We start from the raw sequence: 22126 nt of genomic DNA on the forward strand, positions 1-22126 counted from the left end.
ACTGTTAAATCTGGCGCCTTTCGAAATATGGGGTGGACGATGGGGATCGAACCCACGACAACGGGAGTCACAATCCCGTGCTCTACCAACTGAGCTACGCCCACCATATTGCGTAACAAAGAAGCCAAACAACTTCTTTGTCGAGCCCCAACCAGGCCAACCGGCATGAGTGAAGCTTTATTTGGTGCGGATGAAGAGACTCGAACTCTTACGCCTCGCGGCGCTGGAACCTAAATCCAGTGTGTCTACCAATTCCACCACATCCGCGTGTAGCCGTTAAAGCAAAGGCGCCAGACTGTTAATCTGGCGCCTTTCGAAATATGGGGTGGACGATGGGGATCGAACCCACGACAACGGGAGTCACAATCCCGTGCTCTACCAACTGAGCTACGCCCACCAAATCGCGCTACTTGTGCCAATGCTGCCTAATGGCGCACCCGGCAGGACTCGAACCTGCGACCATCCGCTTAGAAGGCGGATGCTCTATCCAGCTGAGCTACGGGCGCCTTATTAATCTGTACTCTTGGAGGACTACAAACTAAGTGCTTTTCAGCCTTGCAGAACCGTAATTCCGCGCAGCCTTCTTAACCAGTGCTAGGCTGTGCCCGACAAGTGCGACGAATAGTATAGAGCCCCCCGGGGGGCGTCAAATCCTTTTTATAAAAAATTCATTTAATTAAAGGGGTTAGGGGAATTTGCAGACCAAGCGCCTTTGCCCTCACCTCATGACATGCGAGAATGCGTTCTCTTTTTTTCCCCTCTCGATGGTTAATCACGCGCAATGACTGCACAACTAATCGACGGCAAATCGATCGCCGCCAGCCTGCGCCAGCAGATCGCCAAACGAGTGACCGAGCGTCGCGAGCAAGGCCTGCGCACGCCGGGCCTCGCGGTGATCCTGGTCGGCAGCGATCCTGCCTCTCAGGTTTATGTCTCGCACAAGCGTAAAGACTGTGAAGAGGTCGGCTTCATTTCCCAAGCCTACGACCTGCCTTCCGAAACCACTCAAGAAGCGCTGACCGATCTGATCGATCGCCTGAACGACGACCCGGCAATCGACGGCGTTCTGCTTCAGCTGCCTTTGCCTGAACACCTGGACGCGTCCAAATTGCTGGAGCGCATCCGTCCGGACAAAGACGTCGACGGTTTCCATCCTTATAACGTCGGCCGCCTCGCCCAGCGTATTCCGCTGCTGCGCCCGTGCACGCCCAAAGGGATCATGACGCTGCTGGAAAGCACCGGCGCCGATCTTTACGGGATGGACGCAGTGGTCGTCGGCGCCTCCAACATTGTGGGCCGTCCGATGGCAATGGAATTGCTGCTGGCCGGTTGCACCGTGACCGTCGCCCACCGTTTCACCAAGGATCTGGCAGGCCACGTCGGTCGCGCCGACCTGGTGGTTGTTGCCGCCGGCAAGCCGGGCCTGGTCAAGGGTGAGTGGATCAAGGAAGGCGCGATCGTGATCGACGTCGGCATCAACCGTCAGGAAGACGGCAAACTGGTCGGCGACGTGATCTACGAAACCGCCCTGCCCCGCGCCGGCTGGATCACGCCGGTGCCGGGTGGCGTGGGCCCGATGACCCGCGCCTGCCTGCTGGAAAACACGCTGTACGCGGCGGAAACGCTGCACAGCTGAGTTCACGCTTGAGCATCAGCGACGAACAAAATAACCCCGCCAATGGCGGGGTTCTTTTTGCCCGTTGAACGGCCCCTACCATTCGCCGGAAACCTGCTGTTTTGTAGGGGTTTTCAAGGACTTTCACCTGTTCATTGAACAACCATCGACAGTTCTTCAGCCATACTCCTAAAATGCGTCGGTTTTCAAGAAACAACCCGTTACAGAACGGCTAATCCACACCTTATGAGTCTGCCAGCGTGAAAATCCGTCTTTCCATCCTGAGCCTATTTTTTGCATTTACAGGGACGTTCATCACGCCAACGGTCAGTGCCGCTGATACCACCGCGGCACCTCGAGATACGAAACAACTCAAGCTGGCTTCCGGCAGCTCTTTGCTGCTGGATATGCAGACCAACAAAGTCATCTATGCCAGCAATCCCGATGTGGTTGTCCCTATCGCCTCCGTCAGCAAATTGATGACCGGTCTTGTCGTGGTCGAAGCCAGGCAGAACATGGACGAGTACATCAATATCAACATCAGCGATACGCCAGAAATGAAAGGCGTATTTTCCAGGGTGAAACTCAAAAGCGAATTGCCGCGCAGGGAAATGCTGCTGATCGCCCTGATGTCCTCGGAAAACCGCGCAGCCGCGAGCCTGGCCCACCACTATCCGGGCGGCTATGTCGCATTCATTGCCGCGATGAACGCCAAGGCCAAGGCGTTGGGCATGACCAGCACCCACTTCGTCGAACCGACCGGCCTCTCCCCTCGTAACGTCTCTACCGCCCGCGACCTGAGCAAACTGCTGATCGCCGCGCACAAGTACCCGTTATTGACCGAGTTGAGCACCACCAAGGAAAAAACCGTCTCGTTCCGCAAACCCAACTACAGCCTGGGGTTCCGCAATACCGACCATTTGGTCGGCAAGCCGAACTGGGACATCAAGCTGACGAAAACCGGATTCACCAATGAAGCAGGTCACTGCCTGGTGCTGGTAACCAGCATGGGCAATCGCCCGGTGGCGCTGGTGATTCTCGACGCCTTCGGCAAGTACACGCACTTTGCTGATGCCAGTCGCATTCGCAACTGGGTCGAAACCGGCAAGGGCACCAACGTTCCATCCGAGGCCTTGCAATACAAATCGGAAAAGAACCTCAAGCACCGTCAGAGCGGTGTGGTTGAAGCCTCCAAATAACGACGCAGAAAGCAAAAGCCCCGATCAGTCGGGGCTTTTTTTCGTCCAGTTAATCATTCGGCAGCGGCATCTGGTCGTCATCCGGGATGCCATCGCCGGCACTCGGATCCTTCGTGCCCTGCGGATGCGGGGTCGGAGTAACCAACGGCCTGGCCAACGGGTCGCGCATCGGGCTGTCCGGATCCATCACCGGATCAATGTCGTCTTCGGGGGTGGTGGGAACACTGTCCGGACGTTTGTCGTCAAAACTCGAATCGGTAGACATATACACCTCGCACTGAACGTCAGGGTTTCAGATTTGCCAGCGGGTCGTAAGGCTTCGCAGGGGCCTTGGTATCCTCGCCCGGCTTTACGTCCTTGGGTGCCTTGGCAGGGCCGACGGGATCGACCTGCGGATCGGCGAGGTCCGGCGAATCGGGGTCAAAACCCAACTCGTCGCCTGATGAATGCTCAGACGAGTGCGGACCGGTGGGTGCAGTGGGATTTGTCATGAATGCCTCCTTGGAACTGACCCGGAAAAATCCGGGCCCTTATCCTTCAGAGGCTGACCGCGCGCGGCAGTGCAATGCAGATGACGAACGGAAACTATTGAGCGCCCAGCGCCTTCTTCGCTCGGGTTGCCGCTTGTTCCTGACCGGCCTGAGCCAGGTCACTCGCGGCTTTCAACCAGCGTTGCTGATCGACATTGGCCGGAATCTGGTTCGGCTTCTGAATCAGCACCGCCCAACCGCCGGCGTCCTTGAAAGCCGACTCGAACGAACCGAAGCTCATCAACTCCCGACGATTCATCCCGGCGCGCAGCAGCACGGTCTGCTTCTGACGGTTATACCCGGCGAGAATGGCGTAACGCGGTTCCGCCCAGAACGCCGAGCCTTCGGTGAAGCGCACCATCACCGGATAACCCGCCGCGACCTGGGTCAGCAGCGCAGGCAGATTGCTGTCGAGGGGATAAACGACCATGCCGTATTCGCGGGCGAGGTTCTGCATGTTCTGCTGCAACTGAGCTTCGGCGCCCGGTACGTGCAGGGGCTTTTCGAGCAAACCCGGTGTAATCACCACGCCCTGCTGCGACAGCATGCTCGCCAGGACCTGCGGCCCGCTTTGATAGTCTTGCCCACGATAGAACGTGCCGCTGAGCTCCACCCGTTCCGGCAGCCGCTTGACCTCCGGTGCAACGCTTCCCGCGCAGCCGGCCAGACCCGCAACACAACCGGCAATCAGTGCTGCCATTCGAATTCGCGACATTACCCGCACCCTCATCACTCTTTTGTTCAGACGCCGTCATCGTGCTCCCGGCTTGGCCGTCGATCATAGGGCGCCACGCGGCAGCGGTATAGCCTTAACCGGCAGTTGAGTGCATTCGATAGAGCGAACTGGTTGGTGACAGGCGACCTTTGGTCAATGGCCTGAAACACGGCAGCGACTAGACTGTCACTTGCACAGAGTGTGTGCCCGCAGCAGGGCAAAGAGGAGGCACCGATGAGCCTGACAATGACCATAGTAATGTTGATTTCCGGCTGGCTGGCCGTTGCCGCCGCCATGTTGTGGGGAGTGCTGCGAGTTACACGCCGGCACCATCACCCTGCCCGACCCGTTCGGGTAGCGAAGACCGATAAATCGGTTTCACGCCACGCGACGGCACATTGACCGACGCATTCAGCTACCCCGAACAAAAAAGGCCGAACAAAAAAAGGCCGCCTGGGCTCTTTCGAGCGCAGGCGGCCTTTTGTTTAACGCAGGTTACGCTTCAGCGGCGATGCGCTTCTGCTTCGCCCGCCGGGACATCATGTTCAAACCCTCGATCGTGGCCGAGAACGCCATGGCCGCGTAGACGTAGCCTTTCGGTACGTGGGCGCCAAAGCCTTCGGCGATCAGCGTCATGCCGATCATGATCAGGAAGCCCAGCGCCAGCATCACCACCGTCGGGTTGTCGTTGATGAACCTGGCCAACGGGTCAGCCGCGAGCAACATCACCAGCACCGACACCACCACCGCGATGATCATGATGGGCAAATGCTCGGTCATGCCGACAGCGGTAATGATGCTGTCGATGGAGAACACCATGTCCAGCATCAGGATCTGGCCGATCGCTGCGGCAAAGCCCAGGGTCACGGTCGAGGTCGCCGACTTCGGATCTTCCGGCGCCGGGTCCATGCTGTGATGGATCTCGGTGGTCGCCTTCCACAACAGGAACAGGCCGCCGGCGATCAGGATCATGTCCTTCCAGGAGAACGCGTGGCCGAGGATCTCGATCACAGGCTCAGTCAGCTGGACGATGAACGCGATGGTGCTCAGCAGTGCCAGTCGCAGGATCAGCGCCATGCCGATACCAATGCGCCGCGCTTTCTGCCGATGCTGCTCCGGCAGTTTATTGGTCAGGATCGAGATGAAGATCAGGTTGTCGATGCCGAGCACGATTTCCATCACCACCAGCGTAGCCAGGGCGACCCAGGCGGTGGGGCTTGCAGCAAGTTCTAAAAGGTATTCCATGGGTCAGTCCTGACTCGTTTGAGACGGTTTAGATTTCCTGGGACGAAGATTCGGATTTCTCTTTGTCGTCGGCCGATGGTTCTTTCTTGCTGATCAGCCCGCCGGTGGCATCGCTGATCGCTTGCTCGGCAGCTTTGTGAGTATCGTCGATCGCCTGTTTGGCGGATTCGGCAGCCTTGCCCATCAGTTGCTGAGCGCTTTTTTCGGCCTGGTCGCAACCGGCCAATACCAGTAAAGACGCGATCAGCAGTGCCGTGGTTTTAAGCTTCATGATGCTTTCCTCGATAGAACAGAACGGGCCGAAACAATGGCCCGTTGATAGCGAGGCATTCTAGGGAGGCGAACACTTCAGGAAAATTCGTATTTTCAGCGGTTATACTTCGGTTTTAACGAACTGTAGATTGCCATGCTCAACTATCGACAACTGCATTACTTCTGGGTGGTGGCCAAGACCGGCAGCATCGTGCGCGCCTGCGAGCAACTGAACCTGACGCCGCAGACCATCAGCGGGCAGATATCCCTGCTCGAACACACCTACGGTATCGAGTTGTTTCGCCGGGTTGGCCGACAGCTGGAACTCACCGAAGCCGGGCGTCAGGCCCTGCCTTACGCCGAGCAGATGTTTCAGCTCGGTGGTGAACTGGAGTTGATGTTGCGGGCGCAGCCCAATGAGCAGCAGATTCTGTTTCGGGTCGGCGTGGCCGACGTTGTGCCCAAATCCATTGTCTATCGCCTGATTGCGCCGACCATGGAGTTGAGCGAGCCGCTGCGTATCACTTGTCGCGAGGACAAACTCGAACGTTTGCTTGCCGACCTGGCGATCCAGCGCCTCGACCTGGTGATCTCCGACAGCCCGATGCCGTCGCACTTGGACATCAAGGGCTACAGCCAGAAACTCGGGGAATGCGGGATCAGCTTCTTCGCCACAGCTGAACTCGCGGCGCAGTACGGTCAGGATTTCCCGCGCAGCCTGCACGGCGCACCGTTGCTGATTCCGGGGCCGGAAACCGTGGTGCGCAGTCGCTTGCAGCGCTGGTTTGCCGAGCAACAGATCCAGCCGCGTATCGTCGGTGAATTCGACGACAGCGCGTTGATGCAGGCGTTTGGTCAATCCGGCAGCGGGATTTTCATCGGCCCGAGCGTGATTGCCGATGAAGTGAAACGCCAATACGGCGTGGAGCTGATTGGCCAGACCGACGCGGTGACCGAGTCGTTCTACGCCATTTCGGTGGAACGCAAGGTCAAGCACCCCGGAATCGTTGCGATTACCGAAGGTGCCCGACGCGAACTGTTCACTGCGATGTGAAGCGTCAGGCGCAGATTTCGCGGGGCTTGAAGGTCATCAGCGCCATGGCCAGCAGAATCGAAGCCAGGATAAAAGCCGCCGCCGCAAAGCCAAGCCCGCCGAGGCCAACGCTGTCGATCACGCGCCCGCCGACCATAGCCCCCAGGCCGATCCCGAGGTTGGCCCCGGCAATGTTCAGCGACGCGGCAAAGGCCGGCGCTTCAGGCGCGGCCTTCATCAAACGCACATGACTGACCAGGAACAACGCCGCCTGCGTCACGCCCCAGATCCCCATCGCCGCCGCCAGACCCAGCGGCGAATGAATGTTCGGCACCAGCGCCACCATGCCGGCAATCATGAAGGCGCAGAACGTCACGGAAGCGATCAGCGGATGACGATCCACTGCGCGACCGCCCAACGAGTTGCCGATCAAGCCGACCGCGCCGAAGCCCATCAGGCACCAGCCGACCACCGTGCCATTGAAACCGGCCAGCCGTTCAAGGATGTCGGCCAGATAGGTGTAAGCGGTGAACATGCCGCTGAACACCAGGATCGACAGCAACACGTGCCCAATCATCAGCGGACTGCGCAGGATTTTGAACTGTGAACGAAAACTCACCTGATGCTGATGCAGGCTGGTTTTCGGCAGATAGATAAACAGCAGCAACGCCTTGGCAAACGCAATCACCGCCAGAATGCCAAAGGCACTGCGCCAACCGAATGCATCAGAAATCAGCGTGCCGACCGGAATGCCAAACACCGTGGCACAGACGATTCCGAAACCGATCTTGGCGATGGCGCGTCCGGCGTAGTCCGGCCCGACGATGTCCACCGCCGTTTCACTCGCCAGCGCCCAGAACACCGGCAGCCCGAGCGCGGGAATCAACCGCGCAACGGCCATCACCCAAATGTTCGGCGCAAACGCCGCGAGGGTGTTGGCCAGACCGAACATGATCAACACCGAGATGAACAGCTTGCGCCGTTCGAACCGAGCGAAGTACGCGGTCAGGAACGGCCCGAACGCGGCGACGGTGAAGGCGAACAAGGTCACCAGCAAACCCGCTTGCGGGATGGTGACTTCAAGGTCTCGGGCAATCGCCGGCAACAGGCCGACGATGACGAATTCCGTGGTCAGCACCGTAAAACCGGCGGCGGACAACAGAAGGATGGGCAACAGCATGCAGAACTCCAGAAAACGACGACACCAGCGATAGCCCGAAGGCCCACTGGCAGAGATGAAAATGAGGATGCGCAATCTTAACAGAGTGTTTCCAAATGGGGTTGCACGAACCTGCCAATCGCGTTTAACAGGCGGGTGGCAGATCGTCACAGGTCTGAAGGATGAAGACGACGCTGTGATAAAGTCCGCGCCCTGCGATTCGTACACCCTGTTCATCCGCCCTTTAATGGCCGCGATGTCGCGACACCCCCGCACCTAAAAAAATCAGAGATGCCGCTTTATGACCGCTTCATCCCCTTCGCTATTACAACCCTTGAAACGCTTGAGCCTGGTTACGCAAATCGTCATCGGCCTGCTCGCCGGGATAGCCTTGGCGCTGGTTGCGCCGGACGTGGCGAAGTCCACTGCGTTCATTGGCAAAGTGTTCGTCTCGGCGCTGAAAGCCGTCGCGCCGATTCTGGTGTTCGTGCTGGTCATGGCGTCGATCGCCAACCACAAGCACGGCCAGGAAACCCACATCCGGCCGATTCTGTTTCTGTACCTGCTGGGCACGTTTGCCGCGGCCGTGGTCGCAGTCGTGGCCAGCATGATGTTCCCGTCGAGCCTGGTGCTATCTACCCACGACGTCGCGGTGACGGCGCCGGGCGGTATCAGTGAAGTGCTGCAAAGTCTGCTGCTGAGCGTGGTGGATAACCCGGTCAGCGCGCTGATGAATGCCAACTTCATCGGCATTCTGGCGTGGGCCATTGGCATGGGCGTTGCCATTCGCCATGCCGGTGACACCACCCGTGAAGTACTTGGCGATTTGTCCAACGGCGTGACGCTGATTGTGCGTCTGGTGATTCGTTTTGCGCCGCTGGGGATTTTCGGCCTGGTGGCGTCGACCCTCGCCACCTCCGGTTTCGGTGCCTTGATCGGCTACGCGCATCTGCTGGCGGTGTTGCTGGGCTGCATGCTGTTTGTGGCGCTGGTTATGAACCCGGTGATCGTGTTCTGGAAGCTGCGTCGCAATCCGTATCCACTGGTGATCATGTGCTTGCGTGAAAGCGGCATCACGGCGTTCTTTACCCGCAGCTCGGCGGCGAACATTCCGGTCAATCTGGAGTTGAGCAAGCGTCTGGGTCTGCATGAAGACACTTACTCGGTTTCCATTCCGTTGGGCGCCACCATCAACATGGCGGGCGCGGCGATCACCATCACCGTGCTGACACTGGCGGCCGTGCATACGCTGGGTATCGCCGTGGACATTCCGACTGCCATTCTGTTGAGCGTCGTTGCGGCGATCTGTGCCTGCGGTGCTTCGGGCGTGGCGGGTGGTTCGTTGTTGCTGATTCCTCTGGCGTGCAGCCTGTTTGGCATTCCGAGTGAGATCGCCATGCAGGTGGTGGCGGTCGGGTTCATCATCGGGGTGTTGCAGGATTCGGCGGAGACTGCGTTGAATTCTTCTACTGATGTGTTGTTTACGGCGGCGGCTTGTTTGGGTGAGGACGAGAAGGTTCGGCGTTTGGCGTGACACGCTGTTTGGTCGTTGTTTGGGTTTGGTTTGGGGGCATATCCGTTGCTGCGGTAACGGCCGCTATTGGTTCCGCTCTTACAGCGGGTTACTTGGAAAAGCGCCAAGTAACCAAGCGCTTTTGCCCCTTTCGTTCGGTGGCTCGCTTAGGCTCGCCATGCCCTCCTTCCGGTCCTGCTCCGTGGGCCCGCCGCCATCGGCCATCCATGGCCGGGGGCGGCTAACCCGGCATCCATGCCGGGTTGCCCACTGCGCAGAACCGGAACGAAGCCTCTCGAGGGGGCGACTACCGCCACAGCACCGCGAGGCGGCCTGCGGGCCGACCTGGCTCTTCATGTGTATGCATTTCCCCTGTGGGAGCTAGCCTGCTAGCGATGGACGTTAACGATAACGCGTGCGGTCTGAATGAACGCGCTGTCTGGACGTCCATCGCTAGCAGGCTAGCTCCCACAAGTATGAGTTCGCTCTAGTTGTTGATCTGGCTTTTGCTTTTGCTTTGGCTTTTGATCTGGCTTTTGATCTTGATCTGCCCCGTCGGGAGGCCGAGCGCAGGTTCTGCGCAGTGGGCAACCCGGCATGGATGCCGGGTTAGCCGCCCCGGCCATGGATGGCCGATGGCGGCGGGCCCACGGAGCAGGACCGGAGCGAGGGCATGGCGAGCATTAGCGAGCCACCGTACGTCAGGGGCGCAGGCGCTTGGTTACTTGGCGCTCTTCCAAGTGACCCGCCGTAAGGGTGGAACCAATAGCGGCCGTTACCGCAGGAATGGATATGTACACCATCAAAACCTTCATTGCTCAACACATAGCCATCGCGGGCAAGCCCGCCCACAGGGTTCCGGGCGCATCCGCGAGAACAGGTTGGCTGTCAGGCCGCCATCGCGAATAACCTCACTCCCACAAGGCCAATAAAAAGCCCGCCAAGGCGCAAACCTTGGCGGGCTTTTTTGTACCCGGGTGGTTTAGAACGCGCCCATGTAATCGCGCTTGCCCACTTCCACGCCGTTGTGACGCAGCAGCGCATAAGCGGTAGTGACGTGGAAGAAGAACTGCGGCAAGCCGTAGCTCAGCAGGTAAGCCTGGCCGCTGAAGCGCTTCTCTTTCGGCGTGCCTGGACGGGTGATGATCTCGATGCCTTCCTTGCCGTTGATCTGCTCAGGCTTGATCTCGCCGATGTAAGCCAGAACCTTGGTCAGCAGCGCTTGCAGCTCGGCGAAGGTGGTTTCAGTGTCGTCGTACTTCGGCACTTCGATCTCGGCCAGACGCGAAGATACACCCTTGGCGAAATCCACGGCGATCTGCACCTGACGCACCAGCGGGAACATGTCCGGGTACAGACGGGCTTGCAGGAAAGCGTTCGGATCGATGTTCTTCGCGGTGGCGTGGGCTTCGGCCTTGTTCAGAACGTCGCTCAGGGCAGTGAGCAATTGTTTGAAAACCGGAACGGAAGCGTCATACAGGGAAATGGTCATGGCAGTCTCGTGTGGTGACAGGTGTGAAACGTGGGGTCGATTATAGCGATGCACGGTCCCAGGTGAAGCGATAGATATGGGCGGGCGGGCCAGGATGGCAATTGCCGTTATCGGCGTCGGCACCGACGATCGACCACTGCGCCCGGGAGGTTTCGCCCAACTCGCGGGCGGCCTGAGGATTGAAACACTGGCCGAGCTGTTCATCCGGCACCAACGCGTACGCCTGCGGATGTTCGCGCAGCCACTGCGCCGCCTGCTCGACCGTTGAACCGGTCATTCCGAAATGCACGATCGGTTGCCTTGCGAACAACCAATGGCCCTCGCGCCAGTTGACCAACACCAGGTCCGCGCCCTGGGTCATGGCCGCCGCCTGCGCCATCAACGCTTCGTGGGGATTGGCACCGTCCTTGACCGGCTCGATGAAACCGCGGGCGAACCACAGCGCAAACCAGGCCACGGCCACCCCCTGAAAGATCCGCCAGCCGAGCAGACGCCGACGGAACCAGCGCTTGAACAGCCACGGCATCAGCGGCGCGGCGACCAGCACCAGACCCGGCAATGCCGGATAGATGTACAACTTGCGCTTACCGCTGCTCAGACAGAAGAAAAGCACGACCAGCACCACCCAACCCAGCAGCACCAGCACTCGACCGTCGCGCTTGCGCAGTTGTCTGCGCCAGGCGGGAATCAGCCACGGCAACGCGAGCACCAGCGGCAACCAATATTGCGGAATCACGTTGACGAAGAAATACCAGAATGGCTCGCGATGATCCCACGCTGCGGCATAGCGCCCCGCCGTCTGGCGCAGCAGGATTTCCCGCGCATAGGCGATTTCGTCAGCGCCGCCATTGAGCGCGATGGACAGCGCCAAGGGCAACAACCAGATGCCAACGGCGCCCAGCACCACCACAAAACCCATACACCATTTGCGCGCCTCGCCCGGCATCGCCACCACGCCCGGCCAGCCTTTGCGCACCGCGTAGGCATACGGAATCAGCATCAACGCCGGCACGAAGCCAACCCCTTTGGTGATCACGCCAATCCCCATGGCGGCGCAACCGACGTAAAACCAACGCCAGGCAGGCCCGAGCAGCAGATGACGGGCCAGGCCGTACAGGCCCAGCGAGGTGAACAGAATCAGAAAACTGTCGATCTGGCCGGTCCGCAGAATGCTGTAGGTCTGATAGGTCGCCAGGTACAACAGTGCCGCCGTTCGACCGGCTCGCCGGTTCCACAGTTTGCGGCCCAAGTCGTAGAGCATGGCCGTGACCGAAGTGGCAGACAGCAGCCCCGGAATGTAAAGGGCAATGGCGGGCATCCCGGTGATCCAGGTGAAAAACGCCACGGTCCACATGAAAATCGGCGGTTTATCGCCGTAAATCTCCGCCGCACGGTGGGGAATCAGCCACGAACCGTTGTGCAACATCTCCAGCGCCACGCCGAGGAATCGTTCCTCGTCCACGTTCTGCGGTTGGCGCAGCCCGAGTCCGGCGCCGACCAACAACAAAGCAAGCAGCATCAGCCCCAGGCATTCGATGCCGGGGGAAAGGGTTCGGCGCATGGGTCAGTCCTTCAAGGTTTTGCTGCGGGCAATCAATTGCAGGTTGCGCAAGTAAACGATGGAGCCGAACGCCTGCCCGGCGATGAACACCGGGTCCTGTCGGTAAATCGCATAGGCGAACAACAGCGCGCTGCCGATGATGCTCAGGTACCAGAAACTCACCGGAATCACGCTGCGCTTTTTGTATTCGCTGTACAGCCACTGCAGGACAAAGCGGCCGGTAAAGGCGATCTGGCCACTGAAACCGACCACCAGCCACAGGGTTTCGCGGGACAGGTTCATCCTTCGATCTCCTGCGCATGAGTGTTCAAACGCGTGCGCCGGATCAGCCACCAGACACCGATCAGGTCGAGAATGCCGACCAGCGCACGGTCAATGTTGCCGTATTTGGAAACCCCGGCCGTACGGGATCGGTGGTTGACCGGATGGGTGATCATGCGGCCGTTGTGGCGCTGGATCAGCGCAGGAATGAAGCGGTGCATGTGGTCAAAGTACGGCAAGCGCAGAAACGCCGCGCGCTGGATCAGTTTCAGCCCGCAACCGGTGTCCGGCGTCTGATCCTTGAGCATGCGGCGGCGTATACCGTTGGCAAACCGCGAGGCCCAGCGCTTGCTCGCGGTGTCGCGGCGGTTGACCCGATGCCCGGCCACCAATTGCAGGTCGGCGCCTGCGCGTTCACTGCGCACTAGCGCCAGCATGCCGGGGATGTCCGCGGGGTCGTTTTGACCGTCACCATCGAGGGTGGCCAGCCATTGGCCCCGGGCGGCAAGCGCGGCATGGTAGAGCGAAGTGCTCTGCCCCAGCGAACGCTCATGCCGCAGGATGCGCAAGGTGCTCAGGCCGCTGTGCCGGGTGTTTCGCAATGCCTGCAAGGTGGCGTCAGTGCTGCCATCGTCGACAACGATAACTTCGTACGCTTCATCCGCCAGTGCGATGTGGATTTCTTCCAGCAGCGAGGTGAGATTGCTCGCTTCGTTCTTGGCCGGAATCAGCACGGATACAAATAGGTCTTGGCTCATAGAGGCCCCTGTTTCCCTGGATTTTTTATGATCGAGGGCCAACGTTTCAAATCTGATAAAAGTGGCGATACCACTTCACGAATTGCGCAACGCCGGCCTCGACCGTCACTTGCGGACGAAAATCGACCCATTGCGCCAATGCCGACACGTCCGCCCAGGTCTTGAGTACTTCGCCCGCCTGCATCGGCAGCAAATTGCGTTGGGCTTGCCGGTCCAGCGCCGACTCCAGGCAATCGACGAAATCCAGCAGCGCCATCGGCGTGCCGCGCCCGATATTGAAAATCCGGTTGACGCCCTCGCCTGCGTCCTCCGGCAATGGCGGACGTGGACGCAGACGTACGATGCTTTCGACGATGTCGTCGATGTAGGTGAAATCCCGCGACATCAGGCCCTGGTTGTAGAGGTCGATCGGTATGTCGGTGAGGATCGCTTCGGTGAATTTGAACAGCGCCATGTCGGGGCGGCCCCAAGGTCCATACACGGTAAAAAACCGCAGGCCGCTGGCCTTGATTCCATACAGATGGCAGTAGCTGTGGGCCATCAGCTCATTGGCGCGTTTGGTCGCGGCGTACAGCGAAACCGGATGATCCACGGCATCTTCGACGCAGAACGGCATTTTGCTGTTGGTGCCGTACACCGAGCTGCTCGAGGCATAGATCAGATGCTCGGGGCGATGGTGTCGGCAGGCCTCCAGCACATTCAGAAACCCCGTCAGGTTCGATTGCGCATACACGTCCGGGTTGTCCAGCGAGTAGCGAACGCCGGCCTGGGCGGCCAGGTGGATAACCTCGGTGAAGCGGTGTTCCTTGAACAACGCAAGCAGAGCAGGCTTGTCGACGATATCCAGCGTCTGGAAATGAAAGCCCGACAAGGCACGCAGCTCCTTGAGCCGGGCGTGTTTGAGTTCCACGCTGTAGTAGTCGTTGAGATTATCGATGCCGACCACTTCAAGACCTTGCTCACACAGGCGCTTGACCGTGTGAAAACCGATGAAACCGGCGGCGCCGGTGACCAGCACGGTCATGGCAGGTGCGCGCCGATCAGCGCATTATTGCGGGTCGTTCCCAACGTCAGCGTCATGCCTTGCTCCAGGTTGCAGTCATTAAGGCCAGTGACCTCGTCGATACGCTCTGACGCCGCGCCTGTCAGGTGCGGCCGTCATTTCGCGGCCCTGCATACGGTGCCCGCCGGAATGTAAAAATAGCGTTATGGATTGATGTAGCTTTTATGACCATTACCGGGGTGGCGCGACGAATTCAGTTGCCATTGGCGCACGCCAATCTAAAGTGCATGCCAGCAGGAGAAGAATATGAACCGGGGTAAGGACGCAGCATCATGAACACTGAGCAAGAAACGACCTTCGACGAGCCGCGCCTCAACAGCACGGAAATCCGCATTCTCGGTTCGTTGATCGAGAAACAGGCCACCAGCCCGGAAACCTATCCGCTGACCCTCAACGCCCTGGTGATTGCCTGCAACCAGAAAACCAGCCGCGAACCGGTGATGAACCTCACCCAGGGCCAGGTCGGCCAGAGCCTGCGCGCCCTCGAAGGTCGCGGATTTACCAAACTGGTGATGGGCAGCCGCGCCGACCGCTGGGAGCACAAGGTCGACAAGGCCCTGGAGCTGGTGCCGGCGCAGGTGATCCTGACGGGGCTGCTGTTTCTGCGAGGTCCGCAGACGGTCAACGAACTGCTGACCCGCAGCGGCCGCATGCATGAGTTCGAAGATGCCGAACAGGTCGTGCATCAACTTGAACGGTTGATTGCTCGCGGTCTCGCGTTGCTGATTCCCCGTCAGGCCGGGCAGCGTGAGGACCGCTATATGCATGCGCTGGGTGATCCGGCGGATATCGAAGCGATCCTCGCGGCGCGGCAGAATCCGGTGGAGCGTGGTGCCGGCAGCGGCGTTTCCGTGGAGCGGATCGAAGAGCTGGAGGCGCGAATCGCCGCGCTGGAAGAGAGACTGGCACGCCTCGAATAACCCCACGCGATCTCTGTAGGAGCGAGGCTTGCCCGCGAAGGCGATTCAACACCCAACGTTATCGCCGAATTGGAAATCGCCTTCGCGGGCAAGCCTTGCTCCTACAAGGGATCGAATTACTCACCATCCCAATAATCCACCCCGTCGGCCTGTCTGGCGATGGCGACAAACCCAGAAGCATTGCCCTCGGCATCGACCTTGAAATCGTCCATCACCGCGTATTTGCCGGAATCCGGGTACTCGCAAATTTCCGGCGATTGCTGGGTGCTGACCGCCAGGTAGCGCAGCTCACGGGTGCTGGTGTTGATGATTTGGTGCGCCGCTTCCGGACCGCCCGGCGGGCAGGCGATCACGTCACCCGCACGGATGGGAAAACGCTCGGCCCCGAGACGGATCTCCCCTTCCCCGGCCACCACGTAAAACATTTCCTCATTGACCCGATGGCTGTGAAACGGACTGCCACGCATCCCCGGTTCCAGCACATACAAGCGATAGCCAAGCTTTTGCGCACCCAGTTGCTGACCGACGCGGGCAATCCGCTGCTGATAGCGGCCAGCCGTTTCACCGGTCGGCGCCAGGGCTTCGGGCAGCGGTTCGAGTTCGACCTGATTGAGGTTGAGGATGGCGGGATGCATGGGAAACCTCGGGGCACGGTTTTATGGGGTAGCAAGTCTTTGCTTGCTGGCGAGCAGTATAGGCCCGGGTGCTCATTTATCCGGGAGACCGAGTCGCGCCCGCCGCGAGCAGGCTCGCTCCCACAAAGTTCTCGTGTGCGACGTCGATCCAATGTGGGAGCGAGCCTGCTCGCGAAGGGCCGGCACAGCCAACAAATAATGGAAGGAAGATCAGCTCCGGGCAAATTCCACCGCTTTCTGGAACTGCTCCTCCGTCGGACGCACCCCGGTGTAAAGCACAAACTGCTCCAGCGCCTGGATCGCGATCACTTCCAGCCCAGTGATCACTCGCTTGACTTCAACACGACCGCGCACGATCAGCGGCGTTTCCGAGGGGACCGCCACCACATCGAAGACAGTCTCGGCAGCAGCAATGACTTCGGCGTCAAAGGCCAGTTGATCGGCCTCAGGCCCGCCAGTCATGCCGATCGGCGTCACGTTGATCAGCATCTGCGGGCGCCAGGTGCCCAACTCGGCTTGCCATTCATAGCCCAGAGATTGCGCCAGGGCACGCCCGGCGCGTTCGTTACGGGCGACGATCAGGCCGTTTTTGTAACCACCGTCGCGCAATGCACTGGCCACAGCCTTGGCCATGCCGCCGCTGCCGCGCAGGGCAAAGGTCGATTCCTTGGGCACCTGATGGGTTTCCAGCAACTGAGCGATGGCGATGTAATCGGTGTTGTAAGCCTTGAGGTGACCGTCGGTGTTGACGATGGTGTTGATCGATTGAATGGCGGCGGCGGACGCGTCCAGCTCATCGACCAGCGCAATGCACGCTTCCTTGAACGGCATCGATACGCCACAACCGCGAATGCCCAGGGCGCGAATACCCGCGACGGCACCGGTCAGGTCCTGGCTGCGAAAGGCCTTGTAGTAGAAATTCAGCCCCAACTGTTCGTACAGATGATTGTGAAATCGCAGGCCAAAGTTCCCCGGGCGCCCCGACAGGGACATGCACAGCTGAGTGTCTTTGTTGGGGTTCATCTGCATGAAGAATCTCCTTCGGTAGCACTTTCAGATGGACGGGATTAGCCATTCCATCGAGATCTGATCGATCATATCGGCGTGCCTGCTGGTGGCAGCGCACGTGGGTAAGGAAGCCGGTACAGACCTTACACAAAATTTACCCAACGGCTGTGCTGATTTTCAAAAAAACGCTGTCTTAGAAGTATCCCCGCGACAATCCTTGGGTCTATCGCAGACGCAAGCGCCGGGTTGAAGAACCGAGGAATGATCATGATCCGTAAAATCCCCACAGTTGCCTTGCTGATCGGTGCTCTCGCTATCGCAGGGCAGGCAGAGGCTGGCGGCGGCGGTCACGGTTGGCAAGGTCCAGCGGTATTTGGCGCGATCGTTGGCTCGGCCATCGTCGGTTCGGCCATCATCAACAGCAACCGGCCCGTTTATGTCCAGCAACAACCGGTTTACTACCAGCCGCAACCGGTGTATGTGCAGCAACCGCCACCGGTTTACTACCAGCCGGCACCGGTCTACGTGCAACAACCGGTCTATTACGCCCCGCCACCGGTCTACTACGGTCCGCCCCGTGGCTATTACGGCCCGCCACGCGGTTACTACGGCCATCCCCATGGTTACGGCCGCTGGTAACAGGCTCAAAGGCCCCGCTTTATAGCGGGGCTTTTTTCTGCCCGTTCGTCGGTGAAGGTCTGAAAAAATCTCGCCAAGGTCGCTATCGGGACAGTCCCGCCGGTTCAAGCGGGCAAGATTGACTCAAGCGCCCTTCCCCCGCACCGGGGGAAACGGTCATGTTTATGTCATGTCAGGTCCGCAAGCTTGGATCTGTCCGCCAACAACAGGTTGATAACAACAAGGACGACCTCATGCCCACGCAAAACCCGCACCGCGATATCAGCTTGTGCACCTCCAGCAAGGTGTACAACGCCCTGACCGAACTCAAGCACCTGGAAGGCCATCGCAGCGCCAAGTTTCTTTCGCTGCTGGCCGAAAACCTGGTGCGCAAAGGCCTGCTCAACGAGCACGAAGTGGTCCACATGCTGGACCTGGTGGTCGACTGACAGACAGACGGTCGTTTGGGGCCGCTGGCGTCAATGACGACTATTGAAAGCGTTGATTTCTCGTTCAAGCACCGGGTCCGTAAGGTAGCTCCATAGATTGATGGAGGTACTTATGTCCCAGGTTCAGATCATGTCCGTTATTGGCAGCGCCGTTCCCGCACCGCTTAGAGAGCTGGGATTGCTCGCCTGTTGGTATCTGATGCAGGACGGCGAACCGATCAGCGGTCCGCTCATATCGCTTAACGCCGCCAAGGCATTGTCGCAACGCCTCGGCACCGGTCGAATCAGCGCTTAAGGCAACTGCACCCGCGGTTGGGTTTCGATGAAAATGGCCCAGCTCGACATGAACAGCGCCGCGATCAATGGCCCGATGACAAAGCCGTTGAGCCCGAAAATCGCCAGGCCGCCGAGGGTCGAGATGAGGATCAGGTAGTCCGGCATCTTCGTGTCCTTGCCCACCAGCATGGGTCGCAGCACATTGTCCACCAGGCCAATCACGAATATGCCGAACAACGTCAACACCACGCCCTGCCAGATCGCCCCGCTGAACAGGAAAAATGCCGCCGCCGGCGCCCACACAATCCCCGCGCCCACCGCTGGCAACAGCGACAAAACCGCCATCAGCACCGCCCAGAGTAACGCGCTCGGGATGTCCAGAAACCAGAAAACCAAACCACCCAACGCACCTTGCGTGATGGCCACCAGCAGGTTGCCCTTCACCGTGGCGCGCACCACTCGATTGAACTTGAGCTGCAAACGGCGTTTCTGGTGTTCCTCCAGCGGCACGGCGGCGCGTACCTTGCGCGCCAGTTCTGCACCGTCGCGCAAAAAGAAGAACAGCAGGTAGAGCATGATGAAAAATCCGATCACAAAATCAAAAGTGCCCTGCCCGAAACTGAACGCCTGCGTGGTAATAAACTCATTGCCCGACATCGCACTCTTGATGATTTTCTCGCGCAACCCCTCCAGCTCCCCAACCCCGGCCCGATCGAGCATCTGCTGAAAGTACGTCGGCAGGCTGTGCTTGAAATTCGTCACATACCCTGCGATGTCCAGTTCGCCGCTTTGGATGCTCTTGTACAGTGTGGCGCCCTCTTGAACGAGCAGGATACTGAGGATGATCACCGGCAGAATGGCGATGAACAGACAGATGCACAGTGTGAGCAGCGACGTCAGGTTGCGTGGCCAGCCAAACTTGAGTTGCAGACGACGCTGCAACGGCGCGAAGAGAATGCCGAGGATCACTGCCCAGAACACCGCGCCGTAGAACGGCAGCAGTATCCAGATGAACGCAGCGGTCACCAGCCCAAGCAGAATCACCAGCGATTTGTTTTTTACCGTCTCTTCGTTCATGTCCGATCCATGTCAGTCCGCAGGGACGCAATGTCGCGTCCTGATGCTTAGTCCGCCACAGTTCGCGCGAGTGCCATCCGCTTGTTCATCAAGCATAGATCCAGATCAATGAATCCGGCGGCCAAGCCGATTACCCTCGCGGGCTTTTGCGATCGACACGCCCATGAACCTCGCCACGCCTGAACTGCTCGCCCCCGCCGGCACCCTGAAAAACATGCGTTACGCCTTCGCCTACGGTGCCGATGCGGTATACGCCGGCCAGCCGCGCTACAGCCTGCGGGTGCGCAACAACGAATTCGATCACGCCAACCTCGCGCTGGGCATTCGCGAAGCCCAGGCCCAAGGCAAGCGCTTCTACGTGGTGGTAAACATCGCCCCGCACAACGCCAAGCTCAAAACCTTTCTCAAGGATCTGCAACCGGTGATCGCCATGGCGCCGGACGCGCTGATCATGTCCGACCCCGGCCTGATCATGCTGGTGCGCCGGCACTTCCCGCAGATGCCGATTCACCTGTCGGTGCAGGCCAACACGGTCAACTGGGCGAGCGTCGAGTTCTGGCAGCAACAAGGCTTGAGCCGGATCATCCTTTCACGTGAACTGTCCCTGGAAGAAATCGCCGAAATCCGCCAGCAAGTGCCCGCCATGGAGCTGGAAGTGTTCGTCCACGGCGCGCTGTGCATGGCCTATTCCGGCCGCTGCCTGTTGTCGGGTTACATGAACAGGCGCGATGCCAATCAGGGCAGCTGCACCAACGCCTGTCGCTGGAAGTACTCCGCGCAAGAAGCCACGGAAAATCAGCTCGGCGAGATCGTGCAGACCTTCCAGCCCGAACCGACCCTTGGCATTGGCGCCCCGACCGATCAGGTGTTCCTGTTGCAGGAAGCCAATCGACCGGACGAACTGATGCCGGCGTTCGAGGACGAACACGGTACTTACATCATGAACGCCAAGGACCTGCGCGCCGTGCAGCATGTCGAGCGTCTGACGCAGATGGGCGTGCACTCGCTGAAAATCGAAGGCCGGACCAAATCCCATTTCTATTGCGCGCGGACCACTCAGGTGTATCGCCGGGCGATCGACGATGCAGTGGCCGGTCGCGCGTTTGATCGCAGCCTGATGACGGATCTGGAATCCCTCGCCCAACGCGGTTACACCGAAGGCTTTCTGCGTCGGCATGTGCATGACGAATACCAGAACTATCAGAACGGCAGTTCGGTGTCGGAGCGGCAGCAGTTTGTCGGCGAGTTGACCGGCGAGCGGCGTGACCGCTTGGCGGAGGTCAAGGTGAAGAACCGTTTCGGCCTGGGCGATCACATGGAACTGATGACGCCCAAGGGCAATTTCCACTTTGATCTGCATCAGTTGCAGAACGTCAAAGGCCAGCCCATCGACGTGGCGCCGGGAGACGGGCACACGGTGTATCTGCCGATTCCGGATGCGGTGGATTTACGGTTCGGGTTGTTGATGCGGGATGTGGGTATGAAGTAGCCCGGTAGACCAGATAAAAAACTGTGGCGAGGGAGCTTGCTCCCGCTCGAGCGCGAAGCGATCGCAAATGGGTGATCACTGTTCAACCTGAAGAAACGCATGCTCAGGTTTTGGGGCGCTTCGCTCCCCAGCGGGAGCAAGCTCCCTCGCCACAAAGTCCAGTATCCATGAAGTCGTCTAAGCAAACTCCTCCCGCAACATCGCCACAAACGCCTCACGAGCCGGGTGCACCCCGGCGTTTTCGTGCCAGTAAAACAGGTTGTCGATGGCGGTCAGCTCGGGGAATTCGTACCCCGCGCAACCGGCGCCCTTGGCGTACTGATCGAACACACCTTTGGGCACCAGCGCCACGCCCGCCCCCGCGCTGACGCAACCCACAATCGCGCCATAACTGGCCAGGCTGACAATCGGCAGCGCCTGCCCCTGGCGCAATAACCAGTGCTCCAGCGCCGCGCGGTATGGGCAGCCTTGTGGCCACATGAACACGGTTTTGTCCTGCAAATCGGCGATATCACGCACCGGTCCCAGGGACGTGGAGGCGATTGATTCTGTTGGCGGCGGTGTCGTGGAGTTTCTACTTCGCGTTGCACAAACATCACTCCGGGCGTTACGACGGACTGACGCTGGTTTGCTACACGGTGTGGTCGGGGACGGCGTTGTTGCTGGTGTATCTGCCGGGGTTGGCCGCAAAAATTGTCAGCGCACCGATGCATGCACAACTGGCGGTGGTGGCGTTGGGCGTGTTTCCGAGTGCGCTCGCTTATCTGGCCTGGGCATTTGTGTTGGCTCACGTTGATTTGAGCCGGGCGACGATGACGCTGTATCTGGTGCCGCCGACGGCGATGGCGATTGCCTCGTTTGCGCTGGGGGAGCGGCGGCCGGTGGTGATTCGGGCGGCGGTTGTTTGATCGTTGAAAGGGTGGTGATGCATCTGGCGTCATAGTCGGAACGCCGCCCGGAGCCGGCTCGCTCCCACACTGACCTCATGAACACTGAAAATTCCTTGTAGGAGTGAGCCTGCTCGCGAAGAACGATGCCCCGGTCAACCTGCCCTGCACAAAAAACCCGGCACTCTGGCCGGGTTCTGTTTAGCGCCTGTCATCGGACAGCGGCGTGGGCTCATCCGGCGGAGGCACGTCCTCCTCCGCGGCGGGATCCATCCAGTCCTCAGGTCGATCAGGCTCTGTGCCGGCCGGGTCCCGGGTCGGGTCCATACCAGGTGGAGCATCGTGATCCATTGAGTTAGCCATGACGCACC

23 protein-coding genes, 4 tRNA genes and 2 pseudogenes are annotated in these 22126 nt (G+C 59.6%); 10 read left to right on the forward strand and 19 right to left on the reverse strand.

The window, feature by feature from the left end; genetic code table 11:
* Nucleotides 1–28 precede the first annotated feature (28 nt).
* From ACA066_RS19460 to ACA066_RS19475, 4 genes are all read right to left on the reverse strand, one after another.
* Nucleotides 29–104 (reverse strand) — tRNA-His (locus ACA066_RS19460).
* A 78-nt stretch (nucleotides 105–182) separates the two neighbouring features.
* A tRNA-Leu gene (locus tag ACA066_RS19465) sits at nucleotides 183–267 on the reverse strand.
* 54 nt (nucleotides 268–321) lie between these two features.
* Nucleotides 322–397: transfer RNA gene (locus tag ACA066_RS19470), tRNA-His, on the reverse strand.
* 32 nt (nucleotides 398–429) lie between these two features.
* Nucleotides 430–506 (reverse strand) — tRNA-Arg (locus tag ACA066_RS19475).
* Nucleotides 507–781: 275 nt separating this feature from the next.
* Here ACA066_RS19475 and folD point away from each other — a divergent pair.
* Both folD and pbpG read left to right on the forward strand, forming a co-directional pair.
* On the forward strand, nucleotides 782–1636 hold the full coding sequence (gene folD, locus ACA066_RS19480) for a bifunctional methylenetetrahydrofolate dehydrogenase/methenyltetrahydrofolate cyclohydrolase FolD (RefSeq protein WP_497696244.1): 855 nt from the start codon (nucleotides 782–784) through the stop codon (nucleotides 1634–1636).
* A 239-nt stretch (nucleotides 1637–1875) separates the two neighbouring features.
* Complete coding sequence (pbpG, locus tag ACA066_RS19485; RefSeq protein WP_497696245.1) at nucleotides 1876–2814, forward strand: D-alanyl-D-alanine endopeptidase; 939 nt, start codon at nucleotides 1876–1878, stop codon at nucleotides 2812–2814.
* Between the two features lie 49 nt (nucleotides 2815–2863).
* On the opposite strand, the gene ACA066_RS19490 is transcribed toward pbpG, so the two are convergent.
* The 5 genes from ACA066_RS19490 to ACA066_RS19510 form a co-directional block, all read right to left on the reverse strand.
* Entirely contained in the window at nucleotides 2864–3079 is a 216-nt protein-coding gene (locus ACA066_RS19490; RefSeq protein ID WP_497696246.1) for a hypothetical protein, read from the reverse strand.
* A 19-nt stretch (nucleotides 3080–3098) separates the two neighbouring features.
* Entirely contained in the window at nucleotides 3099–3305 is a 207-nt protein-coding gene (locus ACA066_RS19495; RefSeq protein WP_017337580.1) for a DUF6021 family protein, read from the reverse strand.
* Between the two features lie 94 nt (nucleotides 3306–3399).
* Entirely contained in the window at nucleotides 3400–4059 is a 660-nt protein-coding gene (locus ACA066_RS19500) for a C39 family peptidase (protein WP_497696247.1), read from the reverse strand.
* Between the two features lie 495 nt (nucleotides 4060–4554).
* Entirely contained in the window at nucleotides 4555–5304 is a 750-nt protein-coding gene (locus ACA066_RS19505) for a TerC family protein (protein WP_497696248.1), read from the reverse strand.
* Nucleotides 5305–5332: 28 nt separating this feature from the next.
* The gene (locus tag ACA066_RS19510; protein ID WP_497696249.1) at nucleotides 5333–5575 is read right to left on the reverse strand and encodes a hypothetical protein; all 243 of its coding nucleotides are present in this window, start codon (nucleotides 5573–5575) and stop codon (nucleotides 5333–5335) included.
* Nucleotides 5576–5710: 135 nt separating this feature from the next.
* On the opposite strand from ACA066_RS19510, the gene nhaR reads away from it, so the two are divergent.
* On the forward strand, nucleotides 5711–6610 hold the full coding sequence (gene nhaR, locus ACA066_RS19515; RefSeq protein WP_497696250.1) for a transcriptional activator NhaR: 900 nt from the start codon (nucleotides 5711–5713) through the stop codon (nucleotides 6608–6610).
* A 4-nt stretch (nucleotides 6611–6614) separates the two neighbouring features.
* Here nhaR and ACA066_RS19520 read toward each other — a convergent pair whose 3' ends face one another.
* A complete protein-coding gene (locus ACA066_RS19520) occupies nucleotides 6615–7769 on the reverse strand; it encodes an MFS transporter (RefSeq protein WP_017337574.1) in 1155 nt (384 codons plus the stop codon).
* Between the two features lie 280 nt (nucleotides 7770–8049).
* Between ACA066_RS19520 and sstT the strand changes: the two genes are divergently transcribed.
* Complete coding sequence (sstT, locus tag ACA066_RS19525; RefSeq protein WP_497696251.1) at nucleotides 8050–9282, forward strand: serine/threonine transporter SstT; 1233 nt, start codon at nucleotides 8050–8052, stop codon at nucleotides 9280–9282.
* Between the two features lie 961 nt (nucleotides 9283–10243).
* On the opposite strand, the gene ACA066_RS19530 is transcribed toward sstT, so the two are convergent.
* From ACA066_RS19530 to ACA066_RS19550, 5 genes are read right to left on the reverse strand one after another with little or no spacing between them, the layout of a single operon-like run.
* Complete coding sequence (locus ACA066_RS19530) at nucleotides 10244–10753, reverse strand: DUF1993 domain-containing protein (RefSeq protein ID WP_497696252.1); 510 nt, start codon at nucleotides 10751–10753, stop codon at nucleotides 10244–10246.
* Between the two features lie 40 nt (nucleotides 10754–10793).
* Nucleotides 10794–12314 (reverse strand): ArnT family glycosyltransferase, encoded by a 1521-nt coding sequence (locus ACA066_RS19535; RefSeq protein ID WP_497696253.1) that lies wholly within the window; start codon nucleotides 12312–12314, stop codon nucleotides 10794–10796.
* 3 nt (nucleotides 12315–12317) lie between these two features.
* Entirely contained in the window at nucleotides 12318–12596 is a 279-nt protein-coding gene (locus tag ACA066_RS19540; protein ID WP_192419887.1) for a lipid-A-disaccharide synthase N-terminal domain-containing protein, read from the reverse strand.
* Nucleotides 12593–13333, reverse strand: coding sequence for a glycosyltransferase family 2 protein (locus ACA066_RS19545; RefSeq protein ID WP_497696254.1), 741 nt, complete (start codon nucleotides 13331–13333; stop codon nucleotides 12593–12595). The genes ACA066_RS19540 and ACA066_RS19545 overlap by 4 nt, the downstream gene beginning before the upstream one ends.
* Nucleotides 13334–13379: 46 nt before the next feature.
* Entirely contained in the window at nucleotides 13380–14357 is a 978-nt protein-coding gene (locus ACA066_RS19550) for an NAD-dependent epimerase (protein WP_497696255.1), read from the reverse strand.
* A gap of 311 nt (nucleotides 14358–14668) precedes the next feature.
* On the opposite strand from ACA066_RS19550, the gene ACA066_RS19555 reads away from it, so the two are divergent.
* Complete coding sequence (locus ACA066_RS19555) at nucleotides 14669–15316, forward strand: YceH family protein (RefSeq protein WP_497696256.1); 648 nt, start codon at nucleotides 14669–14671, stop codon at nucleotides 15314–15316.
* Between the two features lie 116 nt (nucleotides 15317–15432).
* On the opposite strand, the gene ACA066_RS19560 is transcribed toward ACA066_RS19555, so the two are convergent.
* Nucleotides 15433–15951: a cupin domain-containing protein gene (locus ACA066_RS19560; protein WP_497696257.1), complete on the reverse strand. Its 519-nt coding sequence runs from the start codon at nucleotides 15949–15951 to the stop codon at nucleotides 15433–15435.
* A 210-nt stretch (nucleotides 15952–16161) separates the two neighbouring features.
* Nucleotides 16162–16980: a shikimate 5-dehydrogenase gene (locus ACA066_RS19565; RefSeq protein ID WP_497696258.1), complete on the reverse strand. Its 819-nt coding sequence runs from the start codon at nucleotides 16978–16980 to the stop codon at nucleotides 16162–16164.
* A gap of 246 nt (nucleotides 16981–17226) precedes the next feature.
* Between ACA066_RS19565 and ACA066_RS19570 the strand changes: the two genes are divergently transcribed.
* From ACA066_RS19570 to ACA066_RS19580, 3 genes are all read left to right on the forward strand, one after another.
* Nucleotides 17227–17598, forward strand: a complete 372-nt coding sequence (locus ACA066_RS19570; protein WP_497696259.1) for a hypothetical protein — start codon at nucleotides 17227–17229, stop codon at nucleotides 17596–17598.
* Between the two features lie 233 nt (nucleotides 17599–17831).
* Complete coding sequence (locus ACA066_RS19575) at nucleotides 17832–18026, forward strand: hypothetical protein (protein ID WP_084319749.1); 195 nt, start codon at nucleotides 17832–17834, stop codon at nucleotides 18024–18026.
* A gap of 112 nt (nucleotides 18027–18138) precedes the next feature.
* A complete protein-coding gene (locus tag ACA066_RS19580; protein WP_497696260.1) occupies nucleotides 18139–18321 on the forward strand; it encodes a hypothetical protein in 183 nt (60 codons plus the stop codon).
* Here ACA066_RS19580 and ACA066_RS19585 read toward each other — a convergent pair.
* Nucleotides 18318–19379, reverse strand: a complete 1062-nt coding sequence (locus tag ACA066_RS19585) for an AI-2E family transporter (protein ID WP_497696261.1) — start codon at nucleotides 19377–19379, stop codon at nucleotides 18318–18320. The genes ACA066_RS19580 and ACA066_RS19585 overlap by 4 nt on opposite strands.
* A gap of 163 nt (nucleotides 19380–19542) precedes the next feature.
* On the opposite strand from ACA066_RS19585, the gene trhP reads away from it, so the two are divergent.
* Nucleotides 19543–20868, forward strand: a complete 1326-nt coding sequence (trhP, locus tag ACA066_RS19590; protein WP_497696262.1) for a prephenate-dependent tRNA uridine(34) hydroxylase TrhP — start codon at nucleotides 19543–19545, stop codon at nucleotides 20866–20868.
* 177 nt (nucleotides 20869–21045) lie between these two features.
* Here the strand turns inward: trhP and ACA066_RS19595 are convergent.
* Nucleotides 21046–21411: pseudogene (locus tag ACA066_RS19595) on the reverse strand (LysR substrate-binding domain-containing protein); the annotation flags it as partial.
* Between ACA066_RS19595 and ACA066_RS19600 the strand changes: the two are divergent.
* Nucleotides 21411–21758, forward strand: a pseudogene (locus ACA066_RS19600) (EamA family transporter); the annotation flags it as partial. The pseudogenes ACA066_RS19595 and ACA066_RS19600 sit on opposite strands and share 1 nt — an antisense overlap.
* Nucleotides 21759–22126 lie beyond the last annotated feature (368 nt).

It is taken from the genome of Pseudomonas sp. LBUM1651, from assembly GCF_059716135.1.

What these genes read in the sequence shown, in the direction of transcription:
- folD (WP_497696244.1), top strand. Translation starts at nt 782, where the DNA reads ATGACTGCACAACTAATCGACGGCAAATCGATCGCCGCCAGCCTGCGC.
- ACA066_RS19490 (WP_497696246.1), bottom strand. Translation starts at nt 3,079, where the DNA reads ATGTCTACCGATTCGAGTTTTGACGACAAACGTCCGGACAGTGTTCCC.
- ACA066_RS19495 (WP_017337580.1), bottom strand. Translation starts at nt 3,305, where the DNA reads ATGACAAATCCCACTGCACCCACCGGTCCGCACTCGTCTGAGCATTCA.
- ACA066_RS19500 (WP_497696247.1), bottom strand. Translation starts at nt 4,059, where the DNA reads ATGTCGCGAATTCGAATGGCAGCACTGATTGCCGGTTGTGTTGCGGGT.
- ACA066_RS19505 (WP_497696248.1), bottom strand. Translation starts at nt 5,304, where the DNA reads ATGGAATACCTTTTAGAACTTGCTGCAAGCCCCACCGCCTGGGTCGCC.
- ACA066_RS19510 (WP_497696249.1), bottom strand. Translation starts at nt 5,575, where the DNA reads ATGAAGCTTAAAACCACGGCACTGCTGATCGCGTCTTTACTGGTATTG.
- nhaR (WP_497696250.1), top strand. Translation starts at nt 5,711, where the DNA reads ATGCTCAACTATCGACAACTGCATTACTTCTGGGTGGTGGCCAAGACC.
- ACA066_RS19520 (WP_017337574.1), bottom strand. Translation starts at nt 7,769, where the DNA reads ATGCTGTTGCCCATCCTTCTGTTGTCCGCCGCCGGTTTTACGGTGCTG.
- sstT (WP_497696251.1), top strand. Translation starts at nt 8,050, where the DNA reads ATGACCGCTTCATCCCCTTCGCTATTACAACCCTTGAAACGCTTGAGC.
- ACA066_RS19530 (WP_497696252.1), bottom strand. Translation starts at nt 10,753, where the DNA reads ATGACCATTTCCCTGTATGACGCTTCCGTTCCGGTTTTCAAACAATTG.
- ACA066_RS19535 (WP_497696253.1), bottom strand. Translation starts at nt 12,314, where the DNA reads ATGCGCCGAACCCTTTCCCCCGGCATCGAATGCCTGGGGCTGATGCTG.
- ACA066_RS19540 (WP_192419887.1), bottom strand. Translation starts at nt 12,596, where the DNA reads ATGAACCTGTCCCGCGAAACCCTGTGGCTGGTGGTCGGTTTCAGTGGC.
- ACA066_RS19545 (WP_497696254.1), bottom strand. Translation starts at nt 13,333, where the DNA reads ATGAGCCAAGACCTATTTGTATCCGTGCTGATTCCGGCCAAGAACGAA.
- ACA066_RS19550 (WP_497696255.1), bottom strand. Translation starts at nt 14,357, where the DNA reads ATGACCGTGCTGGTCACCGGCGCCGCCGGTTTCATCGGTTTTCACACG.
- ACA066_RS19555 (WP_497696256.1), top strand. Translation starts at nt 14,669, where the DNA reads ATGAACACTGAGCAAGAAACGACCTTCGACGAGCCGCGCCTCAACAGC.
- ACA066_RS19560 (WP_497696257.1), bottom strand. Translation starts at nt 15,951, where the DNA reads ATGCATCCCGCCATCCTCAACCTCAATCAGGTCGAACTCGAACCGCTG.
- ACA066_RS19565 (WP_497696258.1), bottom strand. Translation starts at nt 16,980, where the DNA reads ATGCAGATGAACCCCAACAAAGACACTCAGCTGTGCATGTCCCTGTCG.
- ACA066_RS19570 (WP_497696259.1), top strand. Translation starts at nt 17,227, where the DNA reads ATGATCCGTAAAATCCCCACAGTTGCCTTGCTGATCGGTGCTCTCGCT.
- ACA066_RS19575 (WP_084319749.1), top strand. Translation starts at nt 17,832, where the DNA reads ATGCCCACGCAAAACCCGCACCGCGATATCAGCTTGTGCACCTCCAGC.
- ACA066_RS19580 (WP_497696260.1), top strand. Translation starts at nt 18,139, where the DNA reads ATGTCCCAGGTTCAGATCATGTCCGTTATTGGCAGCGCCGTTCCCGCA.
- ACA066_RS19585 (WP_497696261.1), bottom strand. Translation starts at nt 19,379, where the DNA reads ATGAACGAAGAGACGGTAAAAAACAAATCGCTGGTGATTCTGCTTGGG.
- trhP (WP_497696262.1), top strand. Translation starts at nt 19,543, where the DNA reads ATGAACCTCGCCACGCCTGAACTGCTCGCCCCCGCCGGCACCCTGAAA.